Source organism: uncultured Microbacterium sp. (assembly GCF_913776565.1).
Lineage (GTDB): Bacteria > Actinomycetota > Actinomycetes > Actinomycetales > Microbacteriaceae > Microbacterium.
Map to the genome: position 1 here is coordinate 1 of NZ_CAJYPF010000045.1, position 14,871 is coordinate 14,871.

Sequence of the window (14,871 nt, forward strand, 5' to 3'; positions counted from 1 at the left end):
AAGCCGACGTAGGGTCGCTGAAGATCCTTAGCAAGGCGAACGAATAAGCGGGGATCTCGAAGGCGAGAGGACCACCATGATGCAGACCATCGACACGTTCCGGACGGGCTGCCGCACGTCATGACGCTGTACGTTCTGCGACGGTTCCTGAACTACGCCGTCCTGAGCCTGCTGGCGACGTGCCTCGCGTACGTGCTCGGCAGCGCTCTGCTGCGTCCCCAGGACCGCTTCTACGGCATGAACCCGCGTCCACCGGAGGACTCGATCATCGCGAGCCTGAACAACCTCGGCGCGAACCCCGACGTGCCGATCATCGTGCGCCTGTGGAACTGGCTCGTGAACCTGTTCACGAAGTTCTCGCTGGGCTCGACCATCGGCGGCCAGGACGTCGTCACCGAGATCGCCGCCCGCGCCGGAACCAGCCTGCGCCTGCTGCTCATCGGGTCGCTCATCGGCGCGGTGGTGGGCGTGCTCATCGGCGTGTGGGGCGCGGTGCGCCAGTACCGCGCGAGCGACCAGGTCACCACCTACGCTTCGTACCTGGTCTTCGCGACGCCGACGTTCGTCATCGGCGTGCTGCTGATGATCGCGGCGACCGGCTTCAACAACGCCGTGGGAAACCAGGTGATCCGCTTCACGGGCGAGTACACGGCCGGGATCGAGGGGTTCTGGCCGACGATCGCCGACCGCGCGGTCCACCTGCTGCTTCCGACCCTCGCGCTCGTGCTGATCAGCGCCGCCTCGTACTCGCGCTACCAGCGCAGCATGATGCTCGACGTGCTCGGTGCGGACTACATCCGCACGGCCCGCGCCAAGGGCCTGCCGCGCACCCAGGCGCTGTTCCGCCACGGCGTGCGCATCGCCCTGATCCCGATGTCGACCTTCTTCGCGTACAGCTTCGGCACCCTGATCGCCGGTTCGACGATGCTCGAGATCGTCTTCTCGTGGCGCGGAATGGGCCAGTTCCAGCTGAACGCGGTGACCCAGCAGGACATCAACGCGGTGGCGGGCTCGACGCTCTTCGTCGCGGTGCTCGTGCTGCTGTCGTCGACCCTGTCCGAAGTGCTGTACGCAGCCCTCGACCCGAGAGTGAGGAGCTGACATGACCATGCAGGAAGAAGCCCTCGACGGCACGCTCGTCGCGACCAGCCCGGTGACCCGCGAGCGCAAGCCGCTGTCACGCGGAGCCCTCGTCCGCGCGCGTCTGCGCAAGATGCCCCGGTTCTGGGTGGGCGCGAGCATCCTCGTCTTCATCGTGCTCTGGGCCTTCATCGGGCCGCTCCTCTACCCCTACGACGCCAGCCAGCGCGACTTCCTCAACGTGGGGCTCGGTCCGACCCAGCTGCACTGGTTCGGCACCAACGGCATCGGCCAGGACATCTACGCTCAGACCCTCGTGGGTCTGCAGAAGTCCCTCATCATCGGCGCCCTCGCGGGCATCGGCGCGACCCTCATCGCCGCAGCGGTCGGCTCGGTCGCCGGGTATCTCGGCGGGAAGATCGACGCCGTCATCGGCTGGATCATCCACCTGCTGCTGGTGATCCCGTCGTTCTTCATCCTCGTGCTGCTGAGCCCGCTGACGCGCGGTCTGTCGTGGCTGGCGCTGACGTTCTTCCTCGCCGCGTTCAGCTGGATGATCCTGGCCCAGGTCGTGCGCAACCAGACCCGGTCGCTGCGCAACCGCGACTTCGTCCGCGCGGCCCGCTACATGGGCATGCCCACGCGGCAGATCCTCGGGCGTCACATCATCCCCAACATCGCCTCGCTGCTCATCATCGACGCGACCCTCGGGATCGTCGCGGCCATCATGGCCGAGACCTCGCTGAGCTACTTCGGCTTCGGCGTGCAGCCGCCGGACGTCTCGCTCGGCACGCTGCTGGCCGCCGGTACCTCGGCCGCCGTCACCCGCCCGTGGCTGTTCGTGTACCCGGCCGGCGTGCTGATCGTGCTGCTCCTGGCCATCAGCCTCATCGGCGACGCCCTGCGCGACGCCATCGACCCCACCTCGGGAGCGAACCGTGACTGACACCCGTTCCGCCACCATGCTGTCCTCGACCGGACGCGCGCCCCTGCTGTCGGTGCGCGACCTCAGCGTCACCTTCCCGCAGCGCGAGGGGAACGCCGTCCGGGCGGTTCGCGGCATCTCGTACGACGTGCACGAGGGCGAGTTCCTCGGCATCGTGGGGGAGTCCGGCTCGGGTAAGAGCGTGTCCTCGCTCGCCGTCATGGGGCTGCTGCCCTCGAACGCCCGCGTCGAGGGCGACATCGTCTACGACGGCCGTTCGCTGCTGACGATGAACGACGCCCAGCTGTCGAAGATCCGCGGCGCGGAGCTGGCGATGGTCTTCCAGGATCCGCTGTCGGCGCTGACCCCGGTGTACACCGTGGGCGAGCAGATCTCCGAGGGCCTGCGCCTGCACGACCGCGCCCTGTCCGCTCAGGCCGCGCACGCCCGCAGCGTCGAGCTGCTCAAGCTCGTCGGCATCCCGGATGCCGAGCGCCGGGCCCGCGCGTACCCGCACGAGTTCTCGGGCGGAATGCGTCAGCGCGCGATGATCGCTATGGCGATCGCCAACGACCCGCGCGTCATCATCGCCGACGAGCCGACGACCGCGCTCGACGTCACGATCCAGGCGCAGATCCTCGAGGTGCTGCAGAAGGCGCGCGAGGTCACGGGGGCCGCTGTCGTGCTCATCACCCACGACCTCGGCGTCGTCGCCGGCCACGCCGACCGCGTCGCCGTGATGTACGCCGGCAAGCTGGTCGAGCGCGGCTCCGTCGATGAGATCTTCCACGATCCGCACATGCCGTACACCGTGGGGCTGCTGCGATCGGTTCCGAACATGCAGACCGCGGGTTCGCACCGACTCGTCCCCCTCGAGGGGCGTCCGCCGTCCCTGGCGAACCTGCCGAAGGGCTGCCCCTTCGCGGCGCGCTGCCCGATCGCCGTCGACGCCTGCCACGACGTCGAGCCCGAACTGGTGGTGCACGGCACGGACCCCGATCATGTCTCGGCCTGCATCCGCGCCGACGAGATCGCCTCGGGCTCCCTGGCCCGACCCGACATCTTCCCGCGCCCCGAGGCGCTGGGCGAGATCCCTCCGCTGCGCCCGGACGTCACGCCCGCCGTCGCGGTGAAGGACCTCGTCAAGCACTTCCCGCTCATGAAGGGCGCGGTGTTCCCGCGACGCATCGGCACGGTGCGCGCGGTCGACGGCATCTCGTTCTCGATCCAGCCCGGACGCACCATGGGCCTGGTGGGGGAGTCGGGGTGCGGCAAGACCACGACGATCCTCGAGATCATGGAGATGGTCGCGCCGCAGAGCGGCAGCATCCACATCAACGGCACCGACGTGGCCACCGTCAGCCGCAAGGACAAGGCGACGCTGCGCAAGGGCATCCAGATCGTCTTCCAGGACCCGATGGGCGCGATCGACCCGCGCCTGCCGGTCGGCGAGGTCATCACCGAGCCGCTGCTGGTCCAGGGCGTCCCGCGCGCGGAGCGCGATCGCAAGATGACCGAATTGCTCGAGCTCGTCGGGCTCGACCCGAACATGTCGGACCGCTACCCGCACGAGTTCTCGGGCGGCCAGCGTCAGCGCATCGGCATCGCCCGCGCCCTGGCGACCGACCCCGCGGTGGTCGTGCTCGACGAGCCCGTGTCGGCGCTGGACGTGTCGATCCAGGCGGGCGTCATCAACCTGCTCGAAGACCTCAAGGAGCGACTCGGTCTGTCGTTCCTCTTCGTCGCGCACGACCTCGCCGTCGTGCGCCAGATCGCCGACGACGTCGCGGTCATGTACCTCGGGCGCATCGTCGAGCAGGGCCCGGTCGACGCGGTGTTCGACGACCCGCGGCATCCGTACACCAAGGCCCTGATCTCGGCGGCGCCCATCCCCGATCCGCGCATCGAGCGGCAGCGCACCCGCATCCTGCTGGACGGCGACCTGCCGAGCCCCACGCAGGAGATCTCGGGATGCCGCTTCCGCACGCGCTGCCCGCTGTACCGCCTGCTGCCCGACGCCGACCGGCGCCGGTGCGACTCCGACGACCCCGGTCTGCGCTCGTCGGCGCACTCCGAGGTGGCGTGCCACTACGCCGAACGGTCCGACCTCGTCCTCGAGACGGCGGCGGCCGGTTCCCCCCGAACGTCTTCGACCGACGGCACCACGTCGTCGAAGGCCCTCCCTGATCACCAACGAGAGGATTGATCACATGCAGATCCGCAAAGCGAAGGGGCTCGGCGCGCTCGCGCTGCTGAGCGCCGCCGCCCTGGCGATCGCCGGGTGCGCGCCCGGCAACACCGCGGCGCCGTCGGCCAACCCCGACGACCAGAACGCGCTGCCCTCGACCGCGTGGGTGCGCGCCGACGCCTCGAGCGTGCAGGACGGCGGTTCGCTGACGCTCGCCGTGGACTCGCTCCCGGTGAACTGGAACATCTACCACATCGACGGAAACGAGCGGAACACCAACGACATCGTCTCGACGATGCTCGGCGGCCCCATCCGCATCGACGAGTCCGGCGAGCCCGTGGTCGACCCGAACTACGCCGAGTCGGCCGAGCTGACGAGCGAGGACCCGCAGGTCGTCGAGGTCAAGCTGAACCCGGATGCCGTCTGGGAGGACGGAACGCCCATCACCGTCGCCGACTATCAGGCGACGTGGAAGGCGAACAACGGCACGAACCCCGACTACGTCCCCGTCTCCACGACCGGGTGGGACCAGGTCGCCTCGGTCGAGCAGGGCGAGAACGAGTACGACGTCAAGATCACCTTCTCGTCGGTCTTCGCCGACTGGCAGTCGCTGCTCGGCGGCCCGCTCAAGGCGAGCGTCGGCAACGACCCCACCGCCTTCAACACCGGCTACACCACGCAGGCGATGCCCTCGGCCGGCCCGTTCAAGGTGCGCTCGATCGATTCGACCGCCGGCGTCGTCACGCTGGAGCGCAACCCCAACTGGTGGGGCGAGACGCCCAAGCTCGAGACCATCGTCTACCGCGCGGTGAGCCAGGATCAGCAGGGCTCCTCGTTCAGCAACGGTGAGATCGACGCCGTCGAGATCTCGGCCAACGCCGACCTCTACCAGACCGCCCAGGGCGTGCAGGGTGCGCAGATCCAGGCGTCGAACGGTCTGACCTGGACGCACATCACGATGCGCGCCTCGGACGGCCCGCTGGCCGACGTCAACGTCCGCAAGGCCGTGGCATCCATCGTCAACCGCGAGCAGATCGCGAACACGGCGAACTCGCCCGTCGGCGTGCCCGCGATCACGCAGGGCAGCTACATCTTCATGCCCGGACAGGACGGCTACACCGACGGTGCCCTGCCCTACGACACCGACGCGGGCGCGAAGTACCTCGAGGACGCCGGCTACACGAAGGACGGCGACTCCTGGGTCAAGGACGGCACCCCGCTGAAGTTCTCGGTGACGGTCCCCGCCGACACCGCGACCAACATCCAGCGCGCCGAGCAGATCCAGGCCGACCTCGGCGAGTTCGGCATCCCCGTCGAGCTCGTCTCGGTCCCCGTGGGCGGCTACTTCAGCGACTACATCATCCCCGGCGACTTCGAGATGGTGACCTTCTCGTGGGTCGGCACCGCCTACCCGATCTCGTCGACCCGTTCGCTGTTCACCCCCGTGGACTCGGAGCAGAACTTCACCGGCATCGCCGATGAGCGTCTGGACGGTCTGTGGGAGCAGGCGAACAACGAGCTCGACCCCGACGCGCGTCTCGAGACCGCGAAGGAGATCGACAAGGTGCTGTGGGAGTCGCTGCCGATCATCCCGATCGCCCCGCTGCCCAACGTCTGGGCCGTCAAGCAGGGTCTCGTGAACTGGGGCGCCACCCAGTTCGAGACCGTCGACTGGACGATCGTCGGCTTCCAGAACAGCTGAGTCCGGCAGTCAGCGAGGGGGCGGGGTCCTGCGGGATCCCGCCCCTTTTCGTGCGCCGTCTCCGTTCCTGAACGCGCGCTGCCGGGAGTGTCGCGGGCGCCCGGTAGACTGGGGTGGCCCGATTCCGGGCGCAACCCCTAAATTTCCTGGAGACCCTCCATGGCGCACGCCCTTCGTCCTGACCTCCGCAACGTCGCGATCGTCGCGCACGTCGACCACGGCAAGACGACCCTCGTCGACGCCATGCTCCGCCAGACCGGCTCGTTCGGCGACCACGCGCACGTCGAAGAGCGGGCGATGGACTCGAACGACCTCGAGCGCGAGAAGGGCATCACGATCCTCGCCAAGAACACGGCGATCACCTACAACGGCCTCCACACCGAGGTCCCGGTGACGATCAACGTCATCGACACCCCCGGTCACGCCGACTTCGGTGGAGAGGTCGAGCGCGGCCTGTCCATGGTCGACGGTGTCGTGCTGCTGGTCGACGCGTCCGAGGGTCCCCTGCCCCAGACGCGCTTCGTGCTGCGCAAGGCCCTCGAGGCCAAGCTCCCCGTCATCCTGCTGGTCAACAAGACCGACCGCCCCGACGCGCGCATCGCCGAGGTCGAAGAAGAGGCGCACGACCTGCTGCTGGGCCTGGCGTCCGACCTCGTCGACGACGTGCCCGACCTCGACGTCGACGCGCTGCTCGACGTCCCGGTGGTCTACGCCTCGGGTCGTGCGGGCGCGGCATCCCTGAACCGACCCGACAACGGCGCGCTGCCCGACAACGACGACCTCGAGCCGCTGTTCGCCGCGATCCTCGAGCACGTTCCGGCCCCGGCCTACGACGACGAGGCGCCGCTGCAGGCCTGGGTCACCAACCTCGACTCCTCGCCGTTCCTCGGTCGGCTCGCGCTGCTGCGCGTGTTCAACGGCACGCTCAAGAAGGGCCAGACCGTGGCCTGGGTGCGCGCCGACGGCACCACCAGCAACGCCCGCGTCACCGAACTCCTCAAGACCCGCGCCCTCGAGCGCTACCCCGCCGAGGACGCCGGTCCTGGCGACATCGTCGCCATCGCCGGGTTCCCCGACATCACCATCGGCGAGACCATCGCCGACCCCGAGGACGTGCGTCCGCTGCCGGCCATCACGGTCGACGACCCCGCCATCTCGATGACGATCGGCACGAACACCTCGCCCCTCATGGGCAAGGTCAAGGGCCACAAGCTCACCGCTCGCATGGTCAAGGACCGCCTCGACCGCGAGCTCATCGGCAACGTCTCGCTCAAGGTCGTCGACATCGGACGCCCCGACGCGTGGGAGGTCCAGGGTCGCGGCGAGCTCGCCCTGGCGATCCTCGTCGAGAACATGCGTCGCGAGGGCTTCGAGCTCACCGTCGGCAAGCCCCAGGTCGTGACCAAGCGCGGCGAGGACGGCAAGCTCAAAGAGCCCTTCGAGCACCTCACCATCGACGCCCCCGAAGAGCACCTCGGCGCGATCACGCAGCTGATGGCCGCCCGCAAGGGCCGCATGGACAACATGACCAACCACGGCACCGGCTGGGTGCGCATGGAGTTCGTCGTGCCCTCGCGCGGTCTGATCGGTTTCCGCAGCGAGTTCCTCACGATCACGCGCGGTACCGGCATCGCCAACGCCATCTCGCACGGCTACGACGACTGGGCGGGGTCGATCACCACGCGTCAGAACGGCTCGATCGTGGCCGACCGCATGGGCGTCGTCACCCCCTTCGCCATGATCGCCCTGCAGGAGCGCATGAGCTTCTTCGTCCAGCCCACCGAAGAGGTCTACGAGGGCATGGTCATCGGCGAGAACTCGCGTGCCGACGACATGGACGTCAACATCACCAAAGAGAAGAAGCTGACGAACATGCGCTCGTCGACGTCGGACTCGTTCGAGTCGATGACGCCCCCGCGCGTGCTCACGCTCGAGGAGTCGCTGGAGTTCGCGCGCGACGACGAATGCGTCGAGGTCACGCCCGAGAAGGTGCGCATCCGCAAGGTCGTGCTCGACGCGACCGAGCGCGGCCGCGCCGCCTCCCGCCTGAAGCGTCAGGATGCCAACGCCTGAGCGTCGCGTCTCGTCGAACGGCCCCGTCCAGCTCGCGCTGCGCGGGGCCGTTCGTCGTCTCGGGGGTGGTCACACCCTTCAGCGGGCACAGCTGCGGGGGGATTGGCTGACACGCCGTGTGAGTCGGTGGTCGGGACGGCGTGTCGGGGGTGGGGTCCGCCGTTGTGCTCGGTGTTGGCCGGGCCGGACGGGCCGGGGCCGGGGGCCGGCAGGGGCCTGTTGGCCTTCACGGGGTTGTGGTGCGGCCACCCTGGCGCGGGCACAGCTGCGGGGGGATTGGGCGACACGCCGTGTGAGTCGGCGGTCGGGGCGGCGTGTCGGGGGTGGGGTCCGCCGTTGTGCTCGGGGACGGCGGGGACGGCGGGGCCGGAGGGGCCTGGGCCGGGACGGGGCCTGTTGGCGTTCACGGGGTTGTGGCGCGGCCACCCTGCAGCGGGCACAGCTGCGGGGCAATCGGGCGACACGCCGTGTGAGTCGGTGGTCGAGACGGCGTGTCGGGGGTGGGGCCCGCCGATGTGCGCGGGGCCGGACGGGGCCGGACGGGGCGGGGCCGGACGGCCGGGGCGGGGCCTGTCGTCGTTCACAGGTTGTGGCGCGGCCACCCTGGGCGGGCACAGCTGCGGGGGGATTGGGCGACACGCCGTGTGAGTCGGCGGTCGGGGCGGCGTGTCGGGGGTGCGGTCCGCCGTTGTGCTCGGGGACGGCGGGGCCGGACGGGCCGCGCCGGGGGCGGAGCCGGCGCGTGTCAGCGCGACTCGACCACGCAGACGGCGCTCATGCCGGGGGTCAGGGCCTCGAAGACGTGCGGGGCGTCACCCGCATACGACAGGTAATCGCCGGGCGAGAGCTCGAACGGGGCGTCCGCCGGTCCGACGAGACCCCGGCCCGACACCAGCACGACGTGCTCGATCGTGCCGCGCGGGTGGGGCTCGGAGCGGCGGGGGGTGCCGGGTTCGGCGGACAGCAGGTAGATGTCGCGCCGGGCGTGCGGGGGGCTCGCCGAGAGCAGCACGGCGATATACGCCGAGGATGCCGAGGCCACCGCGGTCCCCGCCTCGCCCGCCCGGATGAGGGTGGGGGAGTGCGCTCCCTCGTCGACGAATTCGGCGAAGGGGATCTCGAGCGCTGACGCGAGCGCCCACAGCGTCTCGACGCTGGGGTTTCCGCCGCCGTTCTCGAGCTGCGAGACGGTCGCCTTCGCGACACCGGCGCGTCGCGCCAGTTCGGACGCGCTCAGATCGCGGCGCTCGCGCTCTCGCCGGAGCGTCGCCGCGATGCGGTCGCCGAGATCGGTCATGCGTTCATTATGGTCGTCGTCCGTTCGACTTGACGAACGGACCTGCATCGTTCACGATGATGCCCATGCGTTCGTTCTACCGAACACCCGAGGGGGATGCCACCCGCCAGGGTCTCGCCGTGGCCCTCGCCACGAGCGCGTACGGCATCTCGTTCGGCGCGCTGTCCGTGGCATCCGGTCTCGATGTGTGGCAGACGTGCGTGCTGAGCCTGCTGATGTTCACGGGCGGCTCGCAGTTCGCCTTCGTCGGCGTGATCGCCGCCGGAGGGCTCGCCGCCGCTCCCGCGGCGATCGCCTCGGCCGCACTGTTGGGCGTGCGCAACGCCGCCTACGCCATGCGGATGGCTCCGGTGATCGGCGGGGGAGCGTGGCGCAAAGCCGCCGCCACGCCCTTCACGATCGACGAATCGGTCGCCGTCGCTCTCGCCCACGAGACCCCGCGCGCCCGTCGGGCCGGGTTCTGGGTGACGGGCGTCGCGATCTGGGTCGGGTGGAATCTGTCCACGCTGGTGGGCGCGCTGCTCGGCGACGTGCTCGGCGACCCGCGCGCCTACGGCCTCGACGCGGCCGCGGCGGCGGCGTTCCTGGCCCTGCTCTGGCCGCGTCTGCGCGGTCGGCAGCCCCTCGCGGTCGCCGCCGGCGCCGCGGTCGTCGCGGCCGTGCTGACCCCGTGGCTGATGCCCGGCATCCCGGTCATCGCCGCCGCGGGTGTCGCCGTGGCCGTGGGGCTCTTCGACCCGCGGCGCCCCGTCCCGCCGCCCGTCGTCGTCGATGAGAGGGGGATGCCATGACCCTGTGGACCGCGGTGCTCACGGCATCCGTCCTCTGTCTCGCCCTCAAGGCGACCGGGTACCTGCTGCCCGCCCACTGGCTCGACGCGCCGCGTCCGGCCCGGATCGCCGACCTGCTGACGGTGGCGCTGCTGGCCGCTCTGGTGGTCGTGCAGACCGTGGCGTCGGGACCGGCGATCGCGGTCGACGCGCGTCTTCCGGCGGTCGGGGTGGCCGCGCTGCTGCTGTGGGCGCGCGCGCCGTTCCTCGTCGTCGTCGCCGGGGCCGCCGTCACCGCGGCGCTGCTGAGACTGGGCGGCTGGGCCGCCTGAGCGCGAGGCCCTTCTCCCGCGGGTCGCGAGGTCTCGAGCGCCCGACCGCCGGCGGCGCAGCCGACGCAGAGGGGCCGCACGTAGACTGGCGCGCGTGACTTCGAGGATTCTGCGCGTCGTCGGCTGGGTCGTCGCCCTGCTGGTGGGGGCGTTCTACGGCGCCGCCGGAACCGTCGGCCAGGCGTTCCTCGTCGGTCCCCTTCCCGTCGGGCTGATTCTCGCCACGATCGGCAGCGCCGCCCTGCTCGTGGCCCTGCGCAGCCTCACCGGCGACCGCATCAACGCCCTGGCGGGCGGGCTGGGGCTGACCGCCGCGACGTACCTGTTCTCGCAGATCGGGCCGGGCGGGTCGGCGATCGTGGCCGCCCCCACCGCCGGCACGGAGTGGATCCCGATCATCTGGACCGTGGTGGGTCCGGCGCTCATGGTGCTCGTGGCGCTCTGGCCCGACTTCTCGCGTCTGAACGATGCGCCGCGTCCCGCCGGATCATAGGGCCACGGCCCGTCGGCCGGGTCGATCGCCCCGGCGGGATTAGACTTATCCCGTGACTTACGTGATCGCCCTCCCGTGTGTCGATGTCAAAGACCGCGCCTGCATCGACGAGTGTCCGGTCGACTGCATCTACGAAGGCGAGCGGTCGCTCTACATCCACCCCGACGAATGCGTCGACTGCGGTGCGTGCGAGCCGGTCTGCCCCGTCGAGGCCATCTACTACGAGGACGACCTGCCCGAAGAGTGGTCCGACTACTACAAGGCCAACGTCGAGTTCTTCGACGACATCGGCTCGCCGGGCGGGGCGGCCAAGGTCGGCGTGATCGCCAAGGACCACCCCGTCGTGTCGGCGCTTCCCCCGCAGAGCCACTGAGTCGTGGGCGTCGCCGATCTCGCCGACTACCCCTGGGACGCCGTCGCCCCCTATGCGGAGCGCGCGCGGCGTCACCCCGATGGGATCGTCGACCTGTCGATCGGCTCGCCCGTCGACCCGACTCCGGCCGTGGTGGCGGCGGCCCTCGCCGACGCGACCGACGCACACGCCTACCCGCAGACCGCGGGCACGCCGGCACTGCGCGAGGCCATCGCCGAGTGGTACCACCGCCGTCGCGGGGTGCCCGGGCTGAGCGCCCCGAACGTCCTGCCCACCGTCGGCTCGAAAGAACTCGTGGCGCTGTTGCCGCTGCTGCTCGGTCTCGGCCCCGGTGACGCGGTGGTGCACCCGCGGGCGGCCTACCCCACGTACGAGGTGGGGGCTCGCCTCGTGGGCGCTGAGGCCGTGGCATCCGATGATCCCTCCGAGTGGCCCGCCCACACGCGCCTGATCTGGATCAACTCCCCGGGCAACCCCGACGGCCGGGTGCTGTCGGCGGAAGAGCTGAGGGATGCCGTGACCCGCGCGCGCGAGATCGGCGCCGTCCTGGCCTCGGACGAGTGCTACGCCGAATTGGGCTGGGACGCCCCCTGGGACGCGCAGCCCGTGCCCAGCGTGCTCGATCCGCGCGTGGTCGGCGACGACCTGGCCGGGGTGCTGTCGGTGTACTCGCTCAGCAAGCAGTCGAACCTCGCGGGGTACCGCGCGGCCTTCCTCGCGGGCGACCCGTCGCTCGTGGCGCGCCTGCTGACGGGACGCAAGCACCTGGGCCTCATGCCGCCCGCGCCCGTGCAGCGGGCGATGACCGTCGCCCTCGGCGACGACGAGCACGTCGCCGCACAGCGCGCGCTCTACGCCCGTCGCCGCGCCGTGCTCAAGCCCGCGGTCGAGGCCGCCGGCTTCACCGTCGACCGCAGCGAGGGTGGACTGTACCTGTGGGCTACCGAGGGCCGCGACGCGTGGGAGAGCGTGGAGCGTCTCGCCGGGCTCGGCATCCTGGTCGGCCCCGGGCACTTCTACGGGGCGCACTTCCCGAACCACGTGCGCTTCTCGCTGACGGCCACCGATGAGCGCATCGCCGCGGCGGCGGCGCGCCTGACCGCCTGACGATCCCGCGCGGGGCGTGCGTCGTCATCCGGCGCGCTGATCAGGAGGATCCCTCCATTCGATGGGTGCATCCTTTGGCGGTGTCATCTGTACGACCCCGGGCCTACTAGGCTGTAAAAGCACAGCGTCCGGGGCATCCTCCGTGCGCGTGCCGACCCGGATGCCATACCCGTGGCATCCATCGGTCGAGAAGACCGCGGGTGCCGCAAGCCTCGCGATCGACCGGACGGGCGACCAGAAATCGCAAGGAGGCGCGGTGAGCGACGCGGGCACGCAGCAGGACAAGGCCACTCTCACGGTAGGGGGCAAGGCCGCCGAATTCCCGGTCCTGCGCGGCACCGACGGCGTCCCGAGCATCGACATCGCGTCGCTGACCAAGCAGACCGGTCACACGACGCTCGATTACGGATTCGTCAACACCGCGTCGACCAAGTCCGACATCACCTTCATCGACGGTGACCAGGGCATCCTGCGCTACCGCGGCTACCCGATCGAACAGCTCGCGAAGAACAGCACCTACCTCGAGGTGGCCTGGCTTCTCATCTACGGAGAGCTGCCGTCGGCATCCGAGCTGGCGTCGTTCGACGAGCGCATCCGCCGCCACACCCTGCTGCACGAGGACCTCAAGCGCTTCTTCTCGGCCCTGCCGCCGACCGCGCACCCCATGTCGGTGCTGTCGGCCGCGACCGCCGCCCTGTCGACCTACTACGAGGCCGAGTCCGACCCGCACAATCCCGAGCACGTCGAGCTCAACACCGTGCGCATGCTCGCGAAGCTTCCCGTAATCGCGGCCTACGCGCACAAGAAGAGCATCGGGCAGGCCTTCCTGTACCCCGACAACTCGCTGAGCTTCGTCGACAATTTCCTCAAGCTGAACTTCGGTGTGCTGAGCGAGATCTACCAGGTCAACCCCGTCATGACGAAGGCCCTCGACCTGCTGCTCATGCTGCACGCCGACCACGAGCAGAACGCCTCGACCTCGACGGTGCGCCTGGTCGGGTCCACCGGTGCCAACCAGTTCGCGTCGATCTCCGCCGGCATCCAGGCCCTCTCCGGTCCCCTGCACGGTGGCGCCAACGAGGCCGTGCTGCAGATGCTCGGCCGCATCCGCGACTCGGGCGAGAGCGTCGAGCGTTTCGTCGAGCGGGTCAAGAACAAAGAAGAAGGCGTGAAGCTCATGGGCTTCGGCCACCGGGTCTACAAGAACTACGACCCGCGCGCCAAGCTCGTCAAAGAAGCGGCCGACGAGGTGCTCGAGGCCCTCGGCGTCAGCGACCCTCTGCTCGACCTCGCGAAGGAGCTCGAGCAGATCGCTCTGCAGGACGACTACTTCAAGGAGCGTCGCCTGTACCCCAACGTCGATTTCTACACCGGCGTGATCTACAAGGCGATGGGCTTCCCCACGCGCATGTTCACCGTGCTGTTCGCGATCGGCCGCCTGCCCGGCTGGCTCGCGCAGTGGCGCGAGGCGATCACCGACCCGCAGACCAAGATCGGCCGCCCGCAGCAGCTGTACACGGGGGCGGCCGAGCGCAACTACCCCGGCGTCTGATCCGGCTGAGAACGCCCCGTCCCTCTTCGGAGGGGCGGGGCGTTCTGCTGTGCGGGGCGTTCCAAGTCCCACTCTTGGTCGGGTGACCTCGTCCCACTTTTGGTCGGTTGGAGCGCGGTCAACTCGCCTTATGTGGGACATACACCCCTAAAAGTGGGACATGGCGTGGTCGTCGGGCTGCGGGGCGGGCGCGCCCTGGCCTCGTCCCACTTTTAGTCGGCCGTGAGGTACCGGCCCGCCAGAAGTGGGACACACGTTGGCAGAAGTGGGACGACGGGCGGCTCGCGGCACGGTCGCCGACCCGGGGCGCGCACCCCGACCCACTAAGGTCGGGACATGCCGCGCCTTCTCGTCCGTCGCCCGTCGCCCCTGCTCGCCGAGGGCGAGCTCACGCACCTCGACCGCGTGCCCGTGGACGCCGAGCTGGCTCTGACACAGTGGCACGATTACGTCGAAGTCTTCCGGTCTCGCGGTTGGGACATCGTCGAGATCGAGCCCGCCGACGCGCAGCCCGACGGTGTCTTCGTCGAAGATGCCGTGGTGATCTTCGGCGACCTCGCCGTGCTGTGCCGCGCGGGCGCCGTGTCGCGCCGCGGCGAAGCCGAGACGGTGCGCGCCGGGGTGGCGGCATCCGGAATCGACACCGCCGAGATCACCGACCCCGCAACGCTCGACGGCGGCGACGTGCTCAAGGTCGGCGAGACCGTCTACGTCGGCGCATCGTCGCGCACGAACGCGGAGGGTATCGCGCAGCTGCGGGCGCTGCTCGAGCCCCGCGGGTGGATCGTTCGCGAGGTCCCGGTCACCAAAGTGCTGCACCTGAAGTCGGGGGTGACCGCGCTTCCGGACGGCACGGTGATCGGCTTCGGGCCGCTCGTCGATGAACCTGGCCTGTTCCCGCGGTTCGCGGGCGTTCCCGAGGAGCACGGCACCGCCGTGGTGGTGCTCGACGACAGCACCGTGCTCATGTCGTCGGACG

At 70.0% G+C, this 14,871-nt stretch carries 13 protein-coding genes; 12 read left to right on the top strand and 1 reads right to left on the bottom strand.

What is annotated here, in order from left to right; all coding sequences use genetic code 11:
• Positions 1-120: 120 nt before the first annotated feature.
• From QZ433_RS02860 to typA, 5 genes are all read left to right on the top strand, one after another.
• The gene (locus tag QZ433_RS02860; RefSeq protein ID WP_295779921.1) at positions 121-1,101 is read left to right on the top strand and encodes an ABC transporter permease; all 981 of its coding nucleotides are present in this window, start codon (positions 121-123) and stop codon (positions 1,099-1,101) included.
• Position 1,102: 1 nt separating this feature from the next.
• Positions 1,103-2,026 carry an ABC transporter permease gene (locus QZ433_RS02865; RefSeq protein WP_295779922.1) on the top strand — a complete coding sequence of 308 codons (924 nt, stop codon included), beginning with the start codon at positions 1,103-1,105 and terminating at the stop codon, positions 2,024-2,026.
• 16 nt (positions 2,027-2,042) lie between these two features.
• On the top strand, positions 2,043-4,211 hold the full coding sequence (locus QZ433_RS02870) for an ABC transporter ATP-binding protein (protein WP_295779932.1): 2,169 nt from the start codon (positions 2,043-2,045) through the stop codon (positions 4,209-4,211).
• Positions 4,212-4,215: 4 nt separating this feature from the next.
• The gene (locus QZ433_RS02875) at positions 4,216-5,895 is read left to right on the top strand and encodes an ABC transporter family substrate-binding protein (protein WP_295779923.1); all 1,680 of its coding nucleotides are present in this window, start codon (positions 4,216-4,218) and stop codon (positions 5,893-5,895) included.
• 159 nt (positions 5,896-6,054) lie between these two features.
• The gene (gene typA / locus QZ433_RS02880) at positions 6,055-7,968 is read left to right on the top strand and encodes a translational GTPase TypA (RefSeq protein ID WP_295779924.1); all 1,914 of its coding nucleotides are present in this window, start codon (positions 6,055-6,057) and stop codon (positions 7,966-7,968) included.
• Positions 7,969-8,713: 745 nt separating this feature from the next.
• Here typA and QZ433_RS02885 read toward each other — a convergent pair.
• Positions 8,714-9,265 carry an XRE family transcriptional regulator gene (locus tag QZ433_RS02885; protein WP_295779925.1) on the bottom strand — a complete coding sequence of 184 codons (552 nt, stop codon included), beginning with the start codon at positions 9,263-9,265 and terminating at the stop codon, positions 8,714-8,716.
• A 65-nt stretch (positions 9,266-9,330) separates the two neighbouring features.
• Here QZ433_RS02885 and QZ433_RS02890 point away from each other — a divergent pair, with 65 nt between their 5' ends.
• The 7 genes from QZ433_RS02890 to QZ433_RS02920 form a co-directional block, all read left to right on the top strand.
• Positions 9,331-10,056, top strand: coding sequence for an AzlC family ABC transporter permease (locus tag QZ433_RS02890; RefSeq protein ID WP_295779926.1), 726 nt, complete (start codon positions 9,331-9,333; stop codon positions 10,054-10,056).
• Positions 10,053-10,367, top strand: coding sequence for an AzlD domain-containing protein (locus QZ433_RS02895; RefSeq protein ID WP_295779927.1), 315 nt, complete (start codon positions 10,053-10,055; stop codon positions 10,365-10,367). Before QZ433_RS02890 ends, QZ433_RS02895 begins: the two co-directional genes overlap by 4 nt.
• Before the next feature lie 94 nt (positions 10,368-10,461).
• On the top strand, positions 10,462-10,860 hold the full coding sequence (locus QZ433_RS02900; RefSeq protein WP_295779928.1) for a histidinol dehydrogenase: 399 nt from the start codon (positions 10,462-10,464) through the stop codon (positions 10,858-10,860).
• Positions 10,861-10,912: 52 nt separating this feature from the next.
• On the top strand, positions 10,913-11,233 hold the full coding sequence (fdxA, locus tag QZ433_RS02905; protein ID WP_134127594.1) for a ferredoxin: 321 nt from the start codon (positions 10,913-10,915) through the stop codon (positions 11,231-11,233).
• Between the two features lie 3 nt (positions 11,234-11,236).
• Complete coding sequence (gene dapC, locus QZ433_RS02910) at positions 11,237-12,340, top strand: succinyldiaminopimelate transaminase (protein ID WP_295779929.1); 1,104 nt, start codon at positions 11,237-11,239, stop codon at positions 12,338-12,340.
• A gap of 256 nt (positions 12,341-12,596) precedes the next feature.
• Positions 12,597-13,892, top strand: a complete 1,296-nt coding sequence (locus tag QZ433_RS02915) for a citrate synthase (protein ID WP_295779930.1) — start codon at positions 12,597-12,599, stop codon at positions 13,890-13,892.
• Between the two features lie 336 nt (positions 13,893-14,228).
• Positions 14,229-14,871 (top strand): N(G),N(G)-dimethylarginine dimethylaminohydrolase (locus tag QZ433_RS02920; protein WP_295779931.1); only part of this gene is annotated, 643 nt, incomplete at its 3' end.